The following is an 18,383-nucleotide window of genomic DNA, read 5'->3' as shown; positions in this document are numbered from 1 at the left end:
CTTCCTGTCCCCGTCTTTGCGTAGTTATTGTCGCCGCAGAGATTAAAGCTGCTTATCACCCTGCCGATAAAACAGAGACTCCTCTCCCTGTTCGAAGCGACCATGTTAACGATCAACCATAACGAAACCGCCGCCATTACGAACAAATTACGGTACGGTATTGACTCCGTTCTGGGACGAACGGTTGAACGGCTATCATCAGGGATGCGGATTAACAGTGCTAAAGACGATGCGGCAGGTCAGGCGATTGCCAACCGTATGACGGCCAATGTCAACGCCGACGCGGTAGTGGCACGCGGCCTTAATGACGCCATCAGCTATTCCCAGACCGCCAGTGGCGGCCTGGGCACTATCGTCGATCTGCTGATTCAGGCGCGTACGCTGTCGGTCCAGGCCGCTAACGGTACGCTGTCGGACGCGGATCGGCAGAGCGTCAACAACCAGTATCAGCAGATAATGGCTGGCATCAACGACGTTGCCGATCACACCGAAATTTTTGGGCGTTATCCGCTGGCAACCGATAATCCCGATCTGCCGCCTGCGAAACTGGGTAACGTTGACCCTATCAACGTAAAATTCCCGATCCCGGGCAAGAGTTACTCATTTACCTCGGGTGTGATCCCACTGGCCTATATCCCGGCAGGAGCAACGTCGATAAGCATTACGATTGACTCGCTGGGTCAGGATGACGATCTCCAGCTGTTTACCCGTGACGGCAAGCATCTGGCCGGTACGCCGCTGGACGGCAGTGCGCCTGATTACACCTGGGTCAGTAAAGGCATTACAGATCCGACAACGGCACAATCCCGCCTGCTGACCAGCAATAATGGTTTCTCCACTGGCGCGACCTATGACAGCGCACAGCTGCTGGAAGGCGGCACGAGCTGGGCGCTGGCGGGCAGTAACAGCAGCAGCTACAACGGGATGAACATCACCTACAGCGGTGACGGCGACCGTTATGAAGATGTCGCCAGCGGCGATTTCAACAACGGCACCAATACCGGCACCCGGCTGGAGCGCATCTCGCTGGACACCGTCAGCGAAGATTTGATTGTGGTGGTGGTCGGCAACGGCTCCTTCACCGGTAGTCTGACCTGGGGAAACCTTCCGGAACCTAAAGGCGTGCCTGCAACGCCGCCACATGAGAGTCGTCCTCTCGAAGTGATCACCAGCGCCGACTATGGTCAGCCGATCCAGTCGGATAGCATTCCCGCTACGCCGTCAGATACCAAAACGCTGGGACTGAACAACACTACCCTGCTGACCAGTGGCGACATCGCCACCACCATGAAGGCGCTGGATAAAGCGCTGGAGAAGATCAGCGGCTATCAGTCGCTCTACGGTGCAAAAATAAACCGTTACGAATCCAATCGTAACGTGTTGTCACAGCAGGGCGTGGATACTTCAGCGGCTCGCAGCCGCATTCAGGATGCAGACTATGCTGAAGAAGCGAGTCAGCTGGCGCGCAGCCAGATTATTCAGCAGGGACAGACAGCCGTCAATAAGATGGCCAATAAAACCCCTGAGATGATTATTCAGCTGTTAGGCAGCCAATAACGTTAACCGGCTGAGCATCATGGCTCAGCCGGTTACCCTGTTTCTCCACCACTCTACTACCCGCCTGATTCAGCCCCAGCTGGCCCGAAACCCCGGTTACACTTCATCACCCTTTGATCTCAGTCACACAATCTCGTTTAAGAACCGTTTAAAGATGATCGTGATCACCCTTCTTTGTTAAAGAAATGCTAAATACTGACAACTATTTATTATCATCTTTGAATGCAGGGTTAATTAAAACAACAGGTTAATCATTACCACGCTAAGTAATTACCTGAATTTTCCTGCCGGTATGTAACTTTTTCATTACTTTTCCGCCATTGCGAGGGCTGTTAATTTGCTGACGATACTGGGTTTTTCCATGGTTGTTTGCTTCATGTATCTGATCATGACCAAACGTATGTCAGCCTTGATTGCGCTGATCCTGATACCAACCATATTTGCGCTGATTGGCGGTTTTTACGCAGGCCTGGGTGCCATGATGCTGGATGGCGTCAAAAAGCTGGCTCCGACCGGTGTAATGCTGACCTTCTCCATTCTCTATTTTGGTCTGATGATTGATGCCGGACTGTTTGACCCACTGGTGCGCTTTATTCTTCGGATGGTGCGCGGTGACCCCCTGAAAGTGCTGGTCGGAACGGCGGTACTAACACTACTGGTTTCTCTGGATGGTGACAGCTCTACCACTTACATGATTGCCATTGCCGCATTTCTGCCGCTCTATCACCGGCTGGGCATGAACGTGCTGATGATGACCTGTCTGGTCAACCTCGCCAGCGGCATCATGAACCTCTCTCCCTGGGGTGGCCCGACAGCGCGTGCCGCGGCGGCACTGCGTATTGATGCTCTCGACATCTTTATTCCAATGCTGCCCGCGATGCTGCTCGCCTGCGTCAGCCTGGTAGCGATGGCGGTGCTGTTTGGCCTGCGTGAGCGTAAACGATTAGGCGTGATGACCATGAAAGATCACCATCTCGACAACATCGAGCTGGGTCTGGGCGATGCCGAAGAGTGCGCTGCCAACCGTCGCCCGAAGATGTTCTGGCCTAACTTTATCCTGACCACCGTGCTGCTGGTGCTGCTGGTGATTGGTTTAATGCCGATTCAGATCCTGTTCATGCTGGCGTTTGCCATTGCAGTGATGCTCAACTATCCCACGCTGGAGGAGCAGAAAGCCCGTATCAGTTCCCATGCCGGTAACGTGCTGGCGGTGACCGCATTAATTTTTGCCGCCGGTATTTTCACCGGCATCCTCTCCGGCACCGGCATGGTTGACGCCATGGCGAAGAGCCTGCTGGCGGTAATCCCGCCCAGCTTCGGACCTTACCTGGCGGTGTTTACCGCGCTGGTCAGTCTGCCGTTTACCTTCTTTATGTCGAATGATGCCTTTTACTTCGGCATTCTGCCGGTTATTGCCCAGACGGCGGCCAGCTACGGTATTACTGCAGAAGAGATTGCCCGCGCTTCTATTGTCGGCCAGCCATTCCACCTGCTGAGTCCGCTGGTGCCGTCTGTCTACCTGCTGGTGGGCCTGGCGAAAGTCGATATCGGCGACCACCAGCGCTTTGCCATCAAGTGGGGGATTCTGGTCAGTCTGGTATTGATGGCAGGCGGTCTGCTGACCGGTGCTTTCCCGCTGTTCCACAGTTAATTTTCTGCTTTCTGGCGGATAACCGGCTTTTTTTGCCCGGTTATCCGCTTCACCGCTCCGCCTGTTGTTTCAACCCGCTCTACACTCTATAGCCAGGCTAATGTGCTGCGTGCCGGACAGGCCGTAGTCTCTCAGAGATTTTGTCGATGACCCTATGGAGGCCCGATGAAAATTCACCACCTTAACTGTGGCTGTATGTGCCCGCTGGGCGGCGCGTTTTATGATGGATTCAGTAAAGGCCTGAAGGCGCACCTGGTCTGTCACTGCCTGCTGATTGAGACAGACCGCGACGGGCTGGTGCTGGTCGATACCGGCTTTGGGCGGCAGGATATCCATACGCCCGGCAGTCGTCTCTCGGGCTTTTTCCGCGCCTTAAACAATATTCAGCGGCGCGACGATCTCACCGCCTTGTCACAGGTGAAGGCGCTGGGCTTTCGGGCTGACGATGTGCGCCATATTATTCTGACCCATCTCGATTTTGATCATGCTGGCGGACTAACCGATTTTCCGCAGGCGCGTATCCATCTGATGCAGCAGGAGGTCGATACCGCCCACCAGCGTCACAGCTGGCTGTCGCGTGAGCGCTATCGTCCCGGACAATGGGGCGGGATCAGCAACTGGGAAACCTATCAGCCGCAGGGGGAAACATGGTTTGGTTTTGAGGCGGTTAATCGCCTGCGGGATTTACCCCCGGAGGTTCTGCTGGTGCCGCTGGCGGGCCATACGCCGGGTCACGCGGGCATTGCCATTCAGCAGCCCGATGGCTGGCTGCTGCACGGCGGCGACGCCTGGTTCTACCGCGGCGAAATGCGGCAGCCGACGCGCCACTGCACGCCAGGATTGCGTTTTTACCAGTGGATGATGGGCATAGATAATGTGGCCAGACGGCACAACCAGCAGCGACTGCGTGAACTCTCCTGCCAGCGCGGCGGCGAAATCACCTTTTTCTGCAGTCACGATGCGCGTGAGCTGGATGCGTTGCAGGTCAATGCGCCGCTGCGCTGATGGGTTATCTGACTGCCTGTTTCTCTGCGAGAAACACCGTACCATCAGTTTCTCAAGAGAAAACACGTCGGTGATGGTACGCCAGTCTTCTCACCTGACTTCCCTGTCATAGCTTATCATTGTACAATGACTTGTATTACTTACTCTGTGGAGGTTCTATGAGAGCAATCAGTTACAGCGAAGCCCGACAAAATCTGTCTGCCACTATGGTTCAGACGGTTGAAGATAAAGCGCCGGTATTAATCACCCGCCAGAACGGTGAATCCTGCGTGCTGATGTCGCTTGAAGAATATAACTCACTGGAAGAGACAGCCTACCTGCTGCGGTCACCTAAGAATGCTCACAGGTTAATGGATTCCATCGAAAGCCTGCAAAGCGGTAACGGGACTGACAGGGATATTATTGAGTGAAACTGACCTGGTCCGAAGAAACCTGGGAAGATTATCTCTACTGGCAGGATACCGATAAAAAAACGGTCAAAAAGATTAATGAGTTGCTAAAAGATGCCAGCAGGACGCCTTTTGAAGGCAAAGGAAAACCCGAGCCATTAAAGCATAATCTTGCAGGCTTCTGGTCACGCAGAATTACGGCAGAACATCGGCTGGTTTATGCCGTCAGTGGAGACGCTTTATTAATCGCCTCATGCCGTTATCACTATTGAAGGGCTCATAAGCTTACCCCTGAGCCCTTATAGTGCAGCCGTTTCAGCGGCGGCGTCATTCAGTGCAATCCAGTTACGCCGGATCGCCTGTCCTCTTTTTCAGCTGTGCGGAAAGCCAGGGCGCAGTCAGACTCTCAGCCGATGTGCTGACCGTTTCCGGCGTACCGCATGAAACAATCCTTCCGCCTTTAAGACCGGAACCAGGGCCCAGATCAATCACCCAGTCCGCTTCAGCCACGATCCGCATGGTGTGTTCCGCCATCACGACGGTGTGGCCGCGCGTCACCAGTTCATCCAGCACAATCAGCAACTTATCCATGTCAGAGGGATGCAAACCTGTAGACGGTTCATCAAGCAGATAGAGCGTAGCTGTCCGCTGGACACGCTGCAGCTCCCAGGCGAGCTTGATGCGCTGACACTCACCGCCAGAGAGTTCCGTGGCGGGCTGACCCAGTGTCAGGTATCCCAGCCCCAGAGATCGCAGAGCCGACAGTGAACGCTGGATCCCGTCATACCCGTCAAACACCCTGGTGGCGTCGTCTACGGTGAGATCAAGCACATCCGCTATGGTCAGGTCGTTCCACTTCGCCTCCAGCGTTTCGGGGTTGTAACGGCGTCCCGCACAGACCGAGCAGGTTGCGGTGGCGCTGGGCATAAAGAGCAGCTCAATCGAAATCTGTCCCTGTCCCTCGCACGCAGGACAGCGACCCGCGGGCAGATTGAAGGAAAACCGGCTGGCGCTGAAACCTCTGGCTTTCGCCTCGGGGGTTTCTGCAAACAGCCTGCGGACGATATCGAAAAAGCCGGTGTAGGTGGCCAGATTGGAGCGTGGCGTCCGCCCGATAGGACGCTGATCGATTCTGACCAGACGGCCAATGCCGTCATTTCCGCTAACAACCTGCCCCTTAACGTCCGGGACCAGGTCCTCTTCCTCACCCTCTTCACTGTCAGATGTTTTATCAAAACGTCCGAGCATTTCCGGAAGCACGCGATTCAGCAGCGTCGATTTGCCGGAGCCGGAAACACCGGTAACCGCCGTCATTCTCGCCAGCGGGATAGCGATATCCACGCCGGTAATATTGTTGCAATGGATCTGCTCAAGCCTGAGCCAGCTCTCCGCGGGCCGGCGCTGGCGCAGTCCGGTATAGCTGCGGGAGAAGAGATAGCCAGAGGTGGGTGAAGCGTTGACGTCTTTGAGGCCTGCCGGTTCACCGTTATAAACAATCTCACCGCCATGCGTACCCGGGCCGGGACCGACTTCGATGAGCCAGTCCGCCTCGGCAATGAGATCAATATTATGCTCGACGACCACCAGCGAGTTACCTGCACGTACCAGGTTCTTCAGGGATGCGAGCAGCGCTTTGACATCATCGGGATGCAGACCGGCAGACGGCTCATCCAGCACGTAAAGCACACCAAACAGCCGCGATATCAGCTGGGTGGCCAGACGTACGCGCTGCAACTCGCCGGATGAGAGCAGCGTGGTGCGGCGTCCCGGTGCCAGATGCCCCAGACCCAGCGTCTCAAGCTGTTCAAGCCGCATGCAGATATCTGACGCCATCCGGATAACGGCTTCCCGCAGTGCCGCCTCGGCAGGCAGATCTGATGATGAACCGTCTGCATAAGACCTCAGCCGTTCAGCAAGTTCAGATACCGACAGCTCACTCAGGCTGGCAATGTCATAACCGGCAAAGGTCACGGATAGCGCATTCCGGTTTAACCTTTTGCCGTGACACGCTGAACAGGGTGTCACCGTGACAAAGCGCGCCAGCCGTTTTTTCGTCGTCTCGCTGCCATTGGAATAGCTCTGCAATACGATTTTTGCTGCGCTGGTGTACGTGCCGGTATAAGCGGGCTCTTCGCCCGCCGCCAGCGCGTTTTCACGCTGTTCAGCATTCAGACCGACAAAAATCGGCACCGATGGCTGTTCGTCAGTCAGCAGTATCCACTGCTGGTCGCGGGCTGAAAGCGTATTCCAGGGTGCATCGACATCGTAGCCGAGCGTCTCAAGGATGCTGCGCAGGTTTTTGTTATGCCAGCCTCGGGGCCATGACGCGATAGCCCCCTGGCGGATACTCAGTGAGCTATCCGGCACCATCGACTCGGTTTTAACGGTGTGCACTCTTCCCAGCCCCTGGCAATGTGGACAGGCACCCTCAGGATTGTTAGGCGAGAAATAATCGGCGGTCATAAACGGCACACCGTCAGGCCTTGTGCCCGCACGAGAAAACAGCAGACGCAGCGTGACGGAAATACGGGTCAGGCTGCCCACCGTTGAACGCTCCTGCGCGCCAGCCCGGCTTTGCTGAAGCGCCACCGCGGGCGGAAGTCCGTCAATGTTATCTACATCTGGCGCAGCGGCCTGATCGATCAGGCGACGGGCATGGGGTGAAATCGACTCGATAAACCGGCGCTGGGCTTCTGCATAAAGCGTGTCAAAGGCGAGTGAGGATTTTCCGGAGCCTGAAACCCCGGTAAACACCACCATGGCATTCCGGGGAAACCGCAGCGACACATCCTTGAGATTGTGTGTTCTTGCACCCTGTACTGAGACATAAGGATCAATGTGCTCGTCAGCGCGATAAGTATGGGCGTTGTCTTGTTCTGTCATGGTGTCCCTGTTTGATGATGCACGGCAGATTAACGACAACCTGCCGTTAATAACTGAAAATTGCAGAGGCTGACCCGGCTTTCGGGCTATCCGGCCCGTTACGAGCCAGAAACACCAGCAAGGGTAGTCAGGGATTTCAGACAGCACAACGCGGGGGCGACTGATTCAGGGCTGTAAAAAAGAACAGCACATAAAAAAGCCCGCGCAGGGCGGGCTTTAGTTACCGGACGCTCATCCTGTCGGATTGAGCTGCGCCTGCGAGTGATGCGAGCGGAATATTGAACATTTTATGCAGGTTCCGGATCATCGGCAGCGTCAGCGCACGCTTATGATTCAGTACCTCATAGACGCGGTTCATGCGTCCAATTGCCGACACCAGGTTTTTCGCTGTTAGCCCCATCTGCTCCATGCGGAATTTAATCGCCTCCACTGGATCAGGTGCCTCAATCGGATAATGTTCCTGCTCATATTTTTCGATAAGCAGGATCAAAACTTCCAGAAAGTCACCGGCTTCACTTCCCTGTTCTGGCTCATTGTCGAACAGGAGAGATACGGCGGCCAGACCGGCTTCATAATCTGCTTCACTGTGAATCGGTTTGATTTTATAAGTCATCACATTTTTACCGTATTTGCGTTTACCCTGCCGTATTCAGCATGCGTTCCTGCAAACTTTATGTAGACCGCCTGAAACCTGTAAACCGTACGTCGTTTTATCTTAAGATGATGGCTGTATCATTGCACGCTCAGCAGAAACCAAGCACATGAGCACAAAAATCGCGTCCAGGTGTTCAGCGCCGCTTGTGAACGTTTCGCTGGCAGGCAGGCACACATAATGGTCATTTCGGGCCAAAAAGACTGAAAGGCGATCCCGCGCCGGAGATTTAATTCAAAATTACTCTACACGTAAAAAAAACCCGTCAGCGACGGGTTTTTTCAGACCTGAAAGATGAATATCACCGCGACAGCATTACGGTTTTTTAAACTTATCTTCGACCTTCTCTTTTGCTTCGGCGATTTTATCACCGGCTTTTTCCGCGAAACCCTCTTTATGCGCAGGTTCGCTGCCTGGCGTTACCGGACGGCTGTCGTCAGCGCGCGCCTGACGCGTGCTTTCAAGTAACGGATCGGCCACAGTACGATTCCCGGTCAGCCGGTCTGCGCCGAGAGGATCTGTACTGGCATGGTCAATATCCACTTCCTGACGGCGTACCGAATCGTTAATGGTTTCAACCCGATCGCTTGTCTCTTTACGTAACACCACCTCTTCAATGATCTCCGCGGTCTTATTAATCACGGGCTGCTCATGCGTCTCTTCCACTTCAATCGTTTTTTCAGACCAGTCAACATGAGTAGGTGATCCTGATTCATTCACCGGACGACGGAAGATTGCGGCGTGCTGCTCATGCAGCGAGACATTTTCTGAGACCTGATCGGTGACAGTGTAGCGGCGCACGCGGGTTGAACCTTCGCTAACCAGTCGTTTACCTACTTCCAGTCGCTCTTCGGCCAGACGCAGCACATCCTCGTCACTCTCATCACCGGTCAGGGCTGTACGCGCCGCGCTGCGCTGGGCAGGATCGGTATGGAGCGGATCGATGGCACCCTTATCCTGAAGCGTTCCACTGGCGGGCGCTGTCAGGCCATCATCAGTCGCATAGTCATCAGGCCGTGCGGCACTGCGCTCGGTAAGCTCTTCATGGGCATCAAGGATGCCCAGGGCACGAGGTAACTCATCTTCATCGGCCCGCAGCGACAGCACTACACCGCCGGTACGCATCGCATCTTCATAGACTTCAGCCTGATCCTCTTCCAGCGTGTTGCCAAACAGGCGCTGCCAGAAGCCCGGATGACGGGCTTCATGACCTTCAGTGCGCAGCCGCTCACCGGAGATGATATCAATGTCATCATCCAGGAACCCGGCCTTAATCAGGTTACGCTTTGCACCTTCTGCCAGTGAGATATTGCTGAACATTGTTACAATTGTTTCACGCGCCATGTTGTGTTCCTCGGTGATGGATTCGGATGGCTCTGAATAGGGTATTCGGGTCAGATGAGCCTGCTGCCGGCGCAGGGAGACAATCTGTTCTATCTCCACCTCGCTGACGACTTTGCGAATGTGCCACTCCTCTTTCAGCACCAGATGACGGACGATCTCGACCTCTTCCTTGACAATCGGAATAATCAGGACGCCATTTTCTTCACGGATCGCCGGCATCTCAGTCAGCCGCTCCGATTTAGGAATGCGTTGAACGTCCGCCGTCTGTTGCCGGAGCATCAGCGCAATTTTCTGCTGATGTTCAGTAACCTGGCGGGTGACTCTGACATGACCGTCGATGACCCGCTGTTTCGAGACCTCAACGGTTTCCTCCGCCAGACTTAAGACCTGTTCGCTACTCTCTGATCCTGGTTTTTCAGGAGGTTGATTATTCATGGTTAACCTGCCTGTGATACAGAGCGATCATTTGTACTTTCCCTGACCTTGAGCATAAGTGTCTGCTTTTCGGTTAGTTAAAGCCTGGCACAAACAATGACAAAGGAAAGAAAAAAGCAGAAATATGCCGCGATGTGAAGATAACATGGCGCTAAAATCGGATAAGCGATGCGGCAGATAAAAAGAGGATCTCAGGGTCAATAGCAGTGAAATCTCTGTTTTCAGGTGAGCCAAAGAGAAGGGGTCAGGCAGTGGTCACGCCTGGCGTGCCTCACCTCAGGGGTTGATCCATCCGCTTTCCTGCCGTTCGCCATGGGCAGGATAGTGAAACAGTGCGCGCGGATTTTCATTGCGCTGAAGCTGATACGCATCCAGCATGTTGACCTGCACAATCATTACGCCAAAACGCGATTCGCCAGTTTCCGCTGCCGTCGCGACAGGTGTCTCGTGAGCGGGGGCCAGCGCTTCTCCCGGCGGCCCGGCGATATACGTCTGCCGCGTGTGCTGCGGTAACGCACGCCAGGCTGCCCGGGCAACATCACTTCCCGCCGCATAACACGCAACCCGCCCTGCCAGACGCAGCTGCAGGCGACGCTGATGGCAATATCCCAGCACGGTGACTTGCGGATTCGCCGCCATCTCCTGCCACTTTGGACTACGCACATCGGTATAAAAGGTCAGCGTCCGGCGTACATCATGGCACTCGCGCAGTACCACAGTACGTGCCTGAGGCCGTTGTGCAGCATCCACGGTAGCGAGCGTCAGATAACGAAATCCAGCCTGCGGATCGGCGGCAGCCTCTGTCAGTACTGCCCAGCAGGCTATTTCAAAAGTTTTCAGATCCATTGGAAATTACTCTCATCAGGGACAAAGTCAGCCATCTCGCTAAAAGCGTAGCAATGATGTGAGCAGATGGCCTGCCCGCTCCGCTCTGACAGGAAAATATGATCCGCGAGTCGCCGGGTAATATCGCGCAGGGTGAGACTGCCGCGGGATTGCGAAACGCCTCGCAAAGTCGCGAACGCACGTGCCATCAGTCTGCCGCTCCGTGCTATCTTTGCGCCATCACCTTACCGTCTTGTCCGCAGGGAATGGCACTATGTCTGCTGAAAAGTCCGCTGAAGTTCGGCCAGAAATGCCCATTGATGTCACCTCGCCACGCCTGACCTATCGGCCACTGAAACAGGAAGACTGGCCCTTTTATCTTGCGCTCAGTCAGGACAGATCGGTGATGAAGTACATCAGCGATCCGCGCAGTGCTGAAGAGATCCGAACCCTGTCATTCGACGTACGCCTGCCAGCCTGGTACAAAGGCTGCACACACTGGCTTTGCCTGGTCATTGAGGAAAAAACGACGGGTCATCCTGCTGGCTTCTGCGGATTTATCGATCGTGGAGGAGGTGTTGCGGAGTCCGGATTTATTCTGGCCACGGAGGCACAGGGCAAAGGCTACGGCAGCGAGTCGCTGCATGCCATTATCGCCTTCTGCTTTGAGCAACAGGGTTACCGCAAAATGACCGCAACGGTGACGGCTGGCAATGTCGCCTCTCGCCGCACGCTGCTCTCCGCAGGCTTTATTCAGGAAGGCACTCTGCGGCAGAATTTCTTCCTCAATGGTCAGTGGCAGGATGACTGGATTTTCGGATTACTGAAACAGGCGTACCGGCCCGTTCGCTGACCCGGACAGACAGACGGGCGTCGATCGTCCCCTTTCTTCGACTGCCAGGGTCAGAGGGTTCAGGGTAATGTGACATCGTAACCGCTGGCAACAGCGGGCACAGAATGCTCCTCGCCGTACAGCATCGCTTCAAAGTCCGCCGGTGTCAGTGGCCGGCACAGGCCATTGCCCTGCATAATGTGACATCCGGCTGACGTGACAAAGGCGATCTGCTCTTTGTCTTTAACCCCTTCAGCAGCCACCCGAATACCCAGACTTTTGCCGAGTGCGGTGATAGATCGGAACATCATTCGCACCCGCATGCTGGAGTTGAGCTCGTGCGTCAGCGACTTGTCGATTTTGAAACCTGCCACAAAGCTGTGGCGCAGCAAATTAATGGCCCCCAGCGTGCGTCCATAATGATCAATGATAAATGAGGCACCGGTCCGGCGCACCGCTTCAACCTGAACCGGCATATCCTGCACCAGCACAGCCAGCAGAGGTTCATCCACTTCCAGCTCAACAAAACCCGCATCGCCGCCGGCACTCTCGCGTATAACGGTTTCCAGGCTGTTCCCTGTCAGCTGACGCGGAAAAAGATTGATGCTGACGCGAAGCTCGGGGGATCGCACCTGCCACTGCCGGACCTGTGCCAGGGCACTGCGGATGATCCATTCCCCCAGCGTTACGGAAAGCGGGCTTTTAACCAGCATGCCGATGAAGTCGGCAGGCAACAGCAGCCCACGTGTCGGGTGTTGCCAGCGTACCAGCGTCTCGCAACCCACCAGCTTTCCACTCTCCACGTCGAAGCGGGGCTGATAGTAAAGTGTGAACTGCTGCTGCCGCACCGCCGTTTCCAGTTCGCGCTCGAAACGGCGACGCTGCTGCTCCGCTTCACGAAACTCGGGCATAAACAGGATACTGCAGCCTTTGCCTGAGGCTTTGGCACGGTAGAGTGCCAGATCAGCGGCGGACATCACCGCAGAGGGATCGCGACCGTGATCCGGGTAGGAAGCGATACCGGTGCTGGCACCGACCACAACCGGCGAGTCGTGATAGCGGAACGGCGTCTGTACGGCCGCAATCAGTTTTTCCGCCGTAATCGCCGCCTCAGCGCTGCCGCCCGCCAGCAGGATCACAAATTCATCGCCGCCCAGCCGCGCAGCCGTCACGGCACCGGTACACACCGCACGAATCTGCTCGGCAACGTGACACAGCAGCGCATCGCCTGCTGCATGTCCCAGCGTATCGTTCACCTCTTTGAAACCATCAAGATCGGTCATCAGTAAGGTGTAGGGAACGCCCGCTTTGGTCAGTTGCCCGACCTGATCCATGAACGCGCTACGGCTGGCGAGTCGCGTCAGCATATCCAGAGAAGCCAGCTCACAGAGACGCGCCTCACTTTCATAGCGGGCCGTGACGTCACGGATGATCATGCCCACCAGCCGCTCGCCCTCTTCACGCCAGCCCGAAAAAGAGACTTCTGCCGGGAATTCACGGCCGTCACGCGTGACGCCCCATATCTGCAACGAACGAGGATGAGAGATAGCCGCTTCGTCTGAGGTAATCCGGGCCAGCTCGTTACGGTAGTCAGTCTGGCAGCGCGCCGGGATCAGCTCGCTGACATACTGACCTCTCATCTCCTCTGCGCTGTAGCCGAAGAGAGCAGTGGCTGCCGGATTCCAGAAGGTGATGCCGCGCCGCAGGTCCGTACAGACAATGGCGTCGGGTGAGGTGGATGAGATTGCCTGAAGCCGCTGCTGACTGGTGTAGCGCAGTAACTCCAGACGATGCATCTCCATGCGATCCATCACCAGCGCAGCTATATCGGCCAGATGCTTCCGATCTTCTGAAGTCAGCAGATCGCGCGGATGCGTGTCGGTCAGGCAGACGGTGCCAATATGATGACCATCCGGCGTTGAGAGCGGGATCCCGGCATAAAAGCGGATAAAGGGGTAGCCATGAACCAGCGGACTGTCGCGGAAGCGGGGATCTTTCAGCGTATCGGGCACGCAGAGGATATCGCCCTGCGCCAGCGTATGGTGGCAGAAGGCGACGTTGCGCGATGTACCGGAAATATTCAAACCGTACCGTGAAGCGAAAAACTGTCGCTTCTCATCAATAAGCGATACAAACGCAACCGGTACGCGGAACAGTCGCGCGGCAAGCGTGGTAAGGCGATCCAGCGCATCGCTCGGCGGTGAATCCATCAGATGATACTGCTTAAGTGCATCAAGGCGAGCCGCCTCGGCATCATGATAAACTGGACGTTTCAGCGTAAATCCCCTCTGATGTTATCTGCTGTGGCCGGCATGACGCAGCATGAAGAGGACACGTTCAATCAGACAGGACGCGCAGAACTGGCTGCCGACCCGCTGCCGGAAGAAAGGCCCGTCAGTGAACTCTGCAGCAAAAGCCCGCCGCCATGAGCCCGATAAAGCCGGCATCACAGACAGCGGGATGCCGGTTAATACGTTATGCCAGGCAGTGAGATCGTGACGGTACGATGGTTAATAACGGACCATGCCAGAACAATCCTGCCAGAGCAGATAAGACGCGCGAAATAATGCGCTTCGCTTAGCTCTTTATATCGGCCTGAAATACGTTAACTTCAGCGGAAAATAGCGGCAGAACGCCTTACTTTTTAAGCTTTGGAACCAGTTCGAAGTGCGGATGCTCTCCTGCCAGCAGCATCAGCAGTTCATATTCTCCCTGGCTGAGCAGGGCAGGATTTTTGGATGCTTCTTTGGTCTGCCAGACTCGCTGGCTAAGGTCGAAGCGTTCAGCTGCAATCTCCTGCGAAAGACCGGCCGCAAGACGCAGCTCACGTACGTTATGCTGAACGGCAACAGGCCGCTGTAAAATCTGATTTCCCATATGAAACGCTCCGCATACGGTGCCCCGGTGAGATGGCCAGACAACCGAATTCACCTGTGGCCAACACATAAATTTGAGTTAAGCTTTGAATGCGCGGCAATCCGCAATCGTCAGGAAAGCGTAAAGCTCAGGTATAACCACAGGTATAAACTGTAATTAAATTTATTTCGTGAACCGGATAATTATTGCGCACTAAAAATAATCATCGCTGTTCTGAATAGTGATAATGCTCAGCCCGTGGTTAACATTCACCACCGTCTTTAAAAACGACCGTTTCATTCAGCGATAAAAAAAGAGTGAATATTAACGGCTATTTTATTTTACAGAGCCGTTATCTCCGGATGAATAAAATGGCCCATCAGGCTATGCCTGACCGGCATCCGCACAGCCTCTTGTTTTTCATCGGTATAACACGTCAGTTTGCCACTCCGACAGCATGAAGCGGCAGGGTGAAGCGGGTAATGACGCTGCCCAGCGTTTCAGTCTGTCCACTGAGGCTGCCTGCTGTTGCCGAAACCTGCTGGACCAGCGTTGCATTCTGCTGTGTCACGCGATCAAGTTCAGCCACCGCCACGGTGACCTGGGCAATTCCTTTGCTCTGCTCATCCGAAGCCAGCGCAATCTGTCCAATCAGTTCATTGACGCCACCCACACCGCGCAGCACGGCTTCCATAGTCGTTCCTGCACTCTCTGCTGCGCGTCGGCCATCATCCACGCGTGCCTCGGTATCGGCTATCAGCTCTTCGATCTCCTTCGCGGCTGCAGCACTTCGCTGTGCCAGTGAACGTACCTCACTGGCAACCACCGCAAAACCACGGCCCTGCTCGCCCGCACGGGCGGCCTCTACGGCGGCGTTGAGCGCCAGAATATTGGTCTGAAATGCGATGCCATTAATGGTGGTGGTGAACTCCCGGATTTTCTCTGATCCCTGTGCGATGCTGGTGATGGCTGCCGTCACCCGCTGAACCAGCTCCACGCCCTGATGGGTCGTATCCGTGGTACTGGCAGCCAGTTCACGCGCTTCACGGGCATTCTGTGCATTGTGACGCACGGTAACCGTGATCTCTTCCATGCTGGCGGCGGTCTGTTCCAGCGCAGCGGCCTGAGTGGAGGTCCGGTCGGAGAGATCGGCGTTACCCGCCGCGATGTCGCCAGCCTCACGATGAAGAATGGCTGCGTTGTCGTGAATAGCGCTGACCGTCTGCAACAGACTGTGCTGCATCTCTTTCACCAACGGCACCAGTTGCCCGACGCAGTTGCGACCCAGATCTTCCGGCTCACGCGTCAGATCACCTCCGGCAATAATTTTTAAATGACCGCGGATTTTACCGACCGGACGCACCAGATGGACGACCAGATAGCGGTCGCAGAACAGCAGCAACGCGAATGCTGCCAGCAGTGCCGCCAGCAGTACGCGCTCGAGCTGACGCCGGTCAGCGTTAAGAAGAGCCTGATTTTGTGCCAGCTGCTGCGTCACGCTATCCAGCTTCGCGCGGGTAACCGTTGCATACTCTGAGGGTGAGGTCGTAAGTGCTGCGCGAAAGCTATCCCAGTCAGCACTGGCCGGCGTTAAGGCGATCAGGCCATTTTTATCTGCGCCTGTTCCGCCCTGCATGACAAGAGCGCTGTGCGTCAGAAAACTTAGCTGCTGCGTCAGCACGGCTGAGCGATCGGTCTGACGAAAGATGTCCCGCACGATCTGACTGCTGTAGCCACCTGCCAGCGCGACCACGCCCAGTGAGACGATCATTATCCACAGCACAACGCGGCGAATAGTGAAATGCCTGAGTGAGTTCATGAGGTTTTCCCCGATGTTGTCATTGGTGTAGTTAAAATTAAACAAAAATAAGTTATGTCATCTACTTTAATGCGTTATTATATAGCACGCTATGTTTGTGCTTACTATCCTGGCAGGATATTTCGTAAATTAAAAGTTTTTAACGACAAAATAATAGAATCGTCATTCTTAAAATATTTCGTTAAAGAAAAGTGATTTGCTATTCTGTTCAGGTCTGGCAGGCGGTGTAATAAAAAATAAATCGTCATGGCTCTTTCTTTTTACATAAATAGTCTGTAGTCATGACGCTATAACCTTCAATTTTTCTGTTTAATTTCGCTCCGTAACCAGACGGTGCGGAGGAATTCATGCTCATGAGCCTTAGCGGCGGCGACGATTGCCGTACGCGAACCCTGCACGCGCTGCGCAGTAACGACGAGAGTCGTGACGATGTGTTGCGACAGTTCGTCCGACTGGCCAGCCAGGCCATTGGTATTCCCGGCAGCTTTATCTCCGTTCTGGATGATGAGATGCAGCACGTCAAAGCGGCGCACAATTTCACACTCACTCATTCCACGCGACAGGACTCGCTCTGTCGGCACGCCGTGGACAGTGACAGCACCGTGGTGGTGCCTGATACCCTGCTTGATAGCCGCTTTGCTGACCATAAGCTGATTACCAGCGCGCCTTTTATCCGTTTCTATGCTGGCGTGCCGCTTAAAAGCAGTACCGGTCTGATTCTGGGTACGCTCTGCGTTACCGACACGGCACCTCATCGCTTCAGTGACGATCAGGTAACAATGCTGAAAATGCTCGCAGCGCTGGTGATGTCCTTTCTTGACGCCTGGTACTCGGCTGGCTTTGCCGACCCGGTAACTGGCCTGCCCAATCGTCAGCGTCTGATCCGCGACCTGCAGTTCCTTGCGACCTCCGGAGACACCACGCCACGGCGGCTGGTGCTGATTGACTGTATCGATATGCCGCGTGCCTACGAACTGGCACGCTCAATGGGCATGGGGCCGGTTGAGAGCCTGCTGAAGGATGTGGCGACACTGCTGCCGCTGCGTCTGCGCCCTGCCCCAGGAGAAATGCTTTACACCGTAGCAACCGGACGCTTTGCCTTGCTGACACGGCAGGAGAGCAGACTCACTGCCAGCTGGGTGGCCAATAAGCTGGCCGGGATCAGCGCCGATCTTGGTGATGGGCTGTCGGTTGCGCTGATGACCCATACCGGTGAGGCAAGTTTCAACACGGGTGAATTGCCTGCCCAGGAGATCCTGCGGCGGGCAGTCAGCGCGTTGCACGAAGCCATTACCCGCAACGTTGCCTCAATGCCGTTCAGTGAAGCCACGGATACGCGCCATACCCAGGATTTCACCCTGATGCATGACCTGGCCACTGCCATTCGCGAAGATAAAGGGTTATGGCTCGCCTGGCAGCCGAAAATCTGCCTTCACAGCGGTAAGCCGATAGGACTGGAAGCGCTGATCCGCTGGCAGCATCCCCAGCGCGGCGAACTTTCGCCTGCGCAGTTTTTGCCCGTTGCCAGGCAAACCCAACTGCTTACCGAACTGACCGCCTGGGTCATAGAGCACGCCATCGCCCGCCTTGCCCGTCTTCGCGACAGCTATATTCAGCTGCCCATCACCATTAACGTCAGCAGCAGCGATTTTTCCCGTGACGGTTTTGCTGACGAACTGGAAGAACAGATGCTAAGAGCGAAGCTGCCGGTTTCGCTGCTGGGCATTGAGTGTCTGGAAACGGAACGGATTCTGGAAAGCCCGACCGCGATGCAGGGGCTTGAGATGCTGAAGCTACGGGGATTTGGTATTTCACTGGATGACTTCGGTACCGGCTACAGTAACATCAGTTATCTGCGGCGCATGCCGCTGGATGTGATCAAGCTGGACCGCTCACTGATCAGCGAAATTTCGTCTGACACGGCATCGCGTGTTATTGCCCGCAGTATTATTGCAATGCTCAAAGACCTTGATTACATGGTGCTGGCCGAAGGCGTGGAGAATGCGGAAACCGTTACGGCGCTGACTGAGTTCGGCTGCGACCAGGCCCAGGGATTTTTCTACTCCAGGCCGCTACCGGAAGCGGCGCTGGATGAGTGGCTTGGCTGGCGATTACGCAGTAAGTGCTGATCCTGA

Annotated in this window: 14 protein-coding genes; 7 read left to right on the top strand and 7 right to left on the bottom strand. The window is 55.3% G+C overall.

Annotated elements, in window-relative coordinates:
* Positions 1 to 102: 102 nt before the first annotated feature.
* The 5 genes from NIM72_RS02935 (at position 103) to NIM72_RS02915 (ending at position 4,874) form a co-directional block, all read left to right on the top strand.
* Complete coding sequence (locus NIM72_RS02935) at positions 103 to 1,557, top strand: flagellin (protein WP_253418581.1); 1,455 nt, start codon at positions 103 to 105, stop codon at positions 1,555 to 1,557.
* A 337-nt stretch (positions 1,558 to 1,894) separates the two neighbouring features.
* Positions 1,895 to 3,208: a CitMHS family transporter gene (locus NIM72_RS02930; protein WP_161736640.1), complete on the top strand. Its 1,314-nt coding sequence runs from the start codon at positions 1,895 to 1,897 to the stop codon at positions 3,206 to 3,208.
* A 165-nt stretch (positions 3,209 to 3,373) separates the two neighbouring features.
* Entirely contained in the window at positions 3,374 to 4,213 is an 840-nt protein-coding gene (locus NIM72_RS02925; RefSeq protein WP_161736639.1) for an MBL fold metallo-hydrolase, read from the top strand.
* Between the two features lie 158 nt (positions 4,214 to 4,371).
* Positions 4,372 to 4,623 carry a YoeB-YefM toxin-antitoxin system antitoxin YefM gene (yefM, locus tag NIM72_RS02920; RefSeq protein ID WP_222925667.1) on the top strand — a complete coding sequence of 84 codons (252 nt, stop codon included), beginning with the start codon at positions 4,372 to 4,374 and terminating at the stop codon, positions 4,621 to 4,623.
* Complete coding sequence (locus NIM72_RS02915; RefSeq protein WP_161736637.1) at positions 4,620 to 4,874, top strand: Txe/YoeB family addiction module toxin; 255 nt, start codon at positions 4,620 to 4,622, stop codon at positions 4,872 to 4,874. Before yefM ends, NIM72_RS02915 begins: the two co-directional genes overlap by 4 nt.
* A 73-nt stretch (positions 4,875 to 4,947) precedes the next feature.
* Here NIM72_RS02915 and NIM72_RS02910 read toward each other — a convergent pair whose 3' ends face one another.
* The 4 genes from NIM72_RS02910 to NIM72_RS02890 form a co-directional block, all read right to left on the bottom strand.
* On the bottom strand, positions 4,948 to 7,485 hold the full coding sequence (locus NIM72_RS02910) for an excinuclease ABC subunit UvrA (protein ID WP_253418578.1): 2,538 nt from the start codon (positions 7,483 to 7,485) through the stop codon (positions 4,948 to 4,950).
* Between the two features lie 220 nt (positions 7,486 to 7,705).
* Positions 7,706 to 8,098, bottom strand: a complete 393-nt coding sequence (locus NIM72_RS02905; RefSeq protein ID WP_222925669.1) for a type II toxin-antitoxin system HigA family antitoxin — start codon at positions 8,096 to 8,098, stop codon at positions 7,706 to 7,708.
* Between the two features lie 354 nt (positions 8,099 to 8,452).
* Positions 8,453 to 9,916 carry a YsnF/AvaK domain-containing protein gene (locus NIM72_RS02895; protein ID WP_253418575.1) on the bottom strand — a complete coding sequence of 488 codons (1,464 nt, stop codon included), beginning with the start codon at positions 9,914 to 9,916 and terminating at the stop codon, positions 8,453 to 8,455.
* 276 nt (positions 9,917 to 10,192) lie between these two features.
* Entirely contained in the window at positions 10,193 to 10,762 is a 570-nt protein-coding gene (locus NIM72_RS02890; protein ID WP_253418572.1) for a pyridoxamine 5'-phosphate oxidase family protein, read from the bottom strand.
* Between the two features lie 253 nt (positions 10,763 to 11,015).
* Between NIM72_RS02890 and NIM72_RS02885 the strand changes: the two genes are divergently transcribed.
* Positions 11,016 to 11,594 (top strand): GNAT family N-acetyltransferase, encoded by a 579-nt coding sequence (locus tag NIM72_RS02885; protein WP_222925672.1) that lies wholly within the window; start codon positions 11,016 to 11,018, stop codon positions 11,592 to 11,594.
* A 59-nt stretch (positions 11,595 to 11,653) separates the two neighbouring features.
* Here NIM72_RS02885 and NIM72_RS02880 read toward each other — a convergent pair whose 3' ends face one another.
* The 3 genes from NIM72_RS02880 to NIM72_RS02870 form a co-directional block, all read right to left on the bottom strand.
* Positions 11,654 to 13,783: a bifunctional diguanylate cyclase/phosphodiesterase gene (locus NIM72_RS02880; RefSeq protein ID WP_253418562.1), complete on the bottom strand. Its 2,130-nt coding sequence runs from the start codon at positions 13,781 to 13,783 to the stop codon at positions 11,654 to 11,656.
* Between the two features lie 427 nt (positions 13,784 to 14,210).
* Complete coding sequence (locus NIM72_RS02875) at positions 14,211 to 14,450, bottom strand: transcriptional regulator (RefSeq protein ID WP_161736630.1); 240 nt, start codon at positions 14,448 to 14,450, stop codon at positions 14,211 to 14,213.
* A 415-nt stretch (positions 14,451 to 14,865) separates the two neighbouring features.
* On the bottom strand, positions 14,866 to 16,248 hold the full coding sequence (locus NIM72_RS02870; RefSeq protein WP_161736629.1) for a methyl-accepting chemotaxis protein: 1,383 nt from the start codon (positions 16,246 to 16,248) through the stop codon (positions 14,866 to 14,868).
* A 347-nt stretch (positions 16,249 to 16,595) separates the two neighbouring features.
* On the opposite strand from NIM72_RS02870, the gene NIM72_RS02865 reads away from it, so the two are divergent.
* Positions 16,596 to 18,377: a GGDEF and EAL domain-containing protein gene (locus NIM72_RS02865; RefSeq protein ID WP_253418558.1), complete on the top strand. Its 1,782-nt coding sequence runs from the start codon at positions 16,596 to 16,598 to the stop codon at positions 18,375 to 18,377.
* Positions 18,378 to 18,383: the final 6 nt, after the last annotated feature.

Source organism: Pantoea sp. B550, from assembly GCF_024158165.1.
In the GTDB taxonomy this organism is placed as follows: Bacteria; Pseudomonadota; Gammaproteobacteria; order Enterobacterales; family Enterobacteriaceae; genus Pantoea; species Pantoea alfalfae.
Note: the sequence above shows the minus strand (reverse complement) of the source record. Positions and strands in the feature narration are given on the sequence as shown.

Excerpts from the sequence above, each read along its gene's own strand:
- NIM72_RS02935 (WP_253418581.1), top strand. The coding sequence starts at position 103 with ATGTTAACGATCAACCATAACGAAACCGCCGCCATTACGAACAAATTA.
- NIM72_RS02925 (WP_161736639.1), top strand. The coding sequence starts at position 3,374 with ATGAAAATTCACCACCTTAACTGTGGCTGTATGTGCCCGCTGGGCGGC.
- yefM (WP_222925667.1), top strand. The coding sequence starts at position 4,372 with ATGAGAGCAATCAGTTACAGCGAAGCCCGACAAAATCTGTCTGCCACT.
- NIM72_RS02910 (WP_253418578.1), bottom strand. The coding sequence starts at position 7,485 with ATGACAGAACAAGACAACGCCCATACTTATCGCGCTGACGAGCACATT.
- NIM72_RS02905 (WP_222925669.1), bottom strand. The coding sequence starts at position 8,098 with ATGACTTATAAAATCAAACCGATTCACAGTGAAGCAGATTATGAAGCC.
- NIM72_RS02895 (WP_253418575.1), bottom strand. The coding sequence starts at position 9,916 with ATGAATAATCAACCTCCTGAAAAACCAGGATCAGAGAGTAGCGAACAG.
- NIM72_RS02890 (WP_253418572.1), bottom strand. The coding sequence starts at position 10,762 with ATGGATCTGAAAACTTTTGAAATAGCCTGCTGGGCAGTACTGACAGAG.
- NIM72_RS02885 (WP_222925672.1), top strand. The coding sequence starts at position 11,016 with ATGTCTGCTGAAAAGTCCGCTGAAGTTCGGCCAGAAATGCCCATTGAT.
- NIM72_RS02880 (WP_253418562.1), bottom strand. The coding sequence starts at position 13,783 with ATGGATTCACCGCCGAGCGATGCGCTGGATCGCCTTACCACGCTTGCC.
- NIM72_RS02875 (WP_161736630.1), bottom strand. The coding sequence starts at position 14,450 with ATGGGAAATCAGATTTTACAGCGGCCTGTTGCCGTTCAGCATAACGTA.
- NIM72_RS02870 (WP_161736629.1), bottom strand. The coding sequence starts at position 16,248 with ATGAACTCACTCAGGCATTTCACTATTCGCCGCGTTGTGCTGTGGATA.
- NIM72_RS02865 (WP_253418558.1), top strand. The coding sequence starts at position 16,596 with ATGCTCATGAGCCTTAGCGGCGGCGACGATTGCCGTACGCGAACCCTG.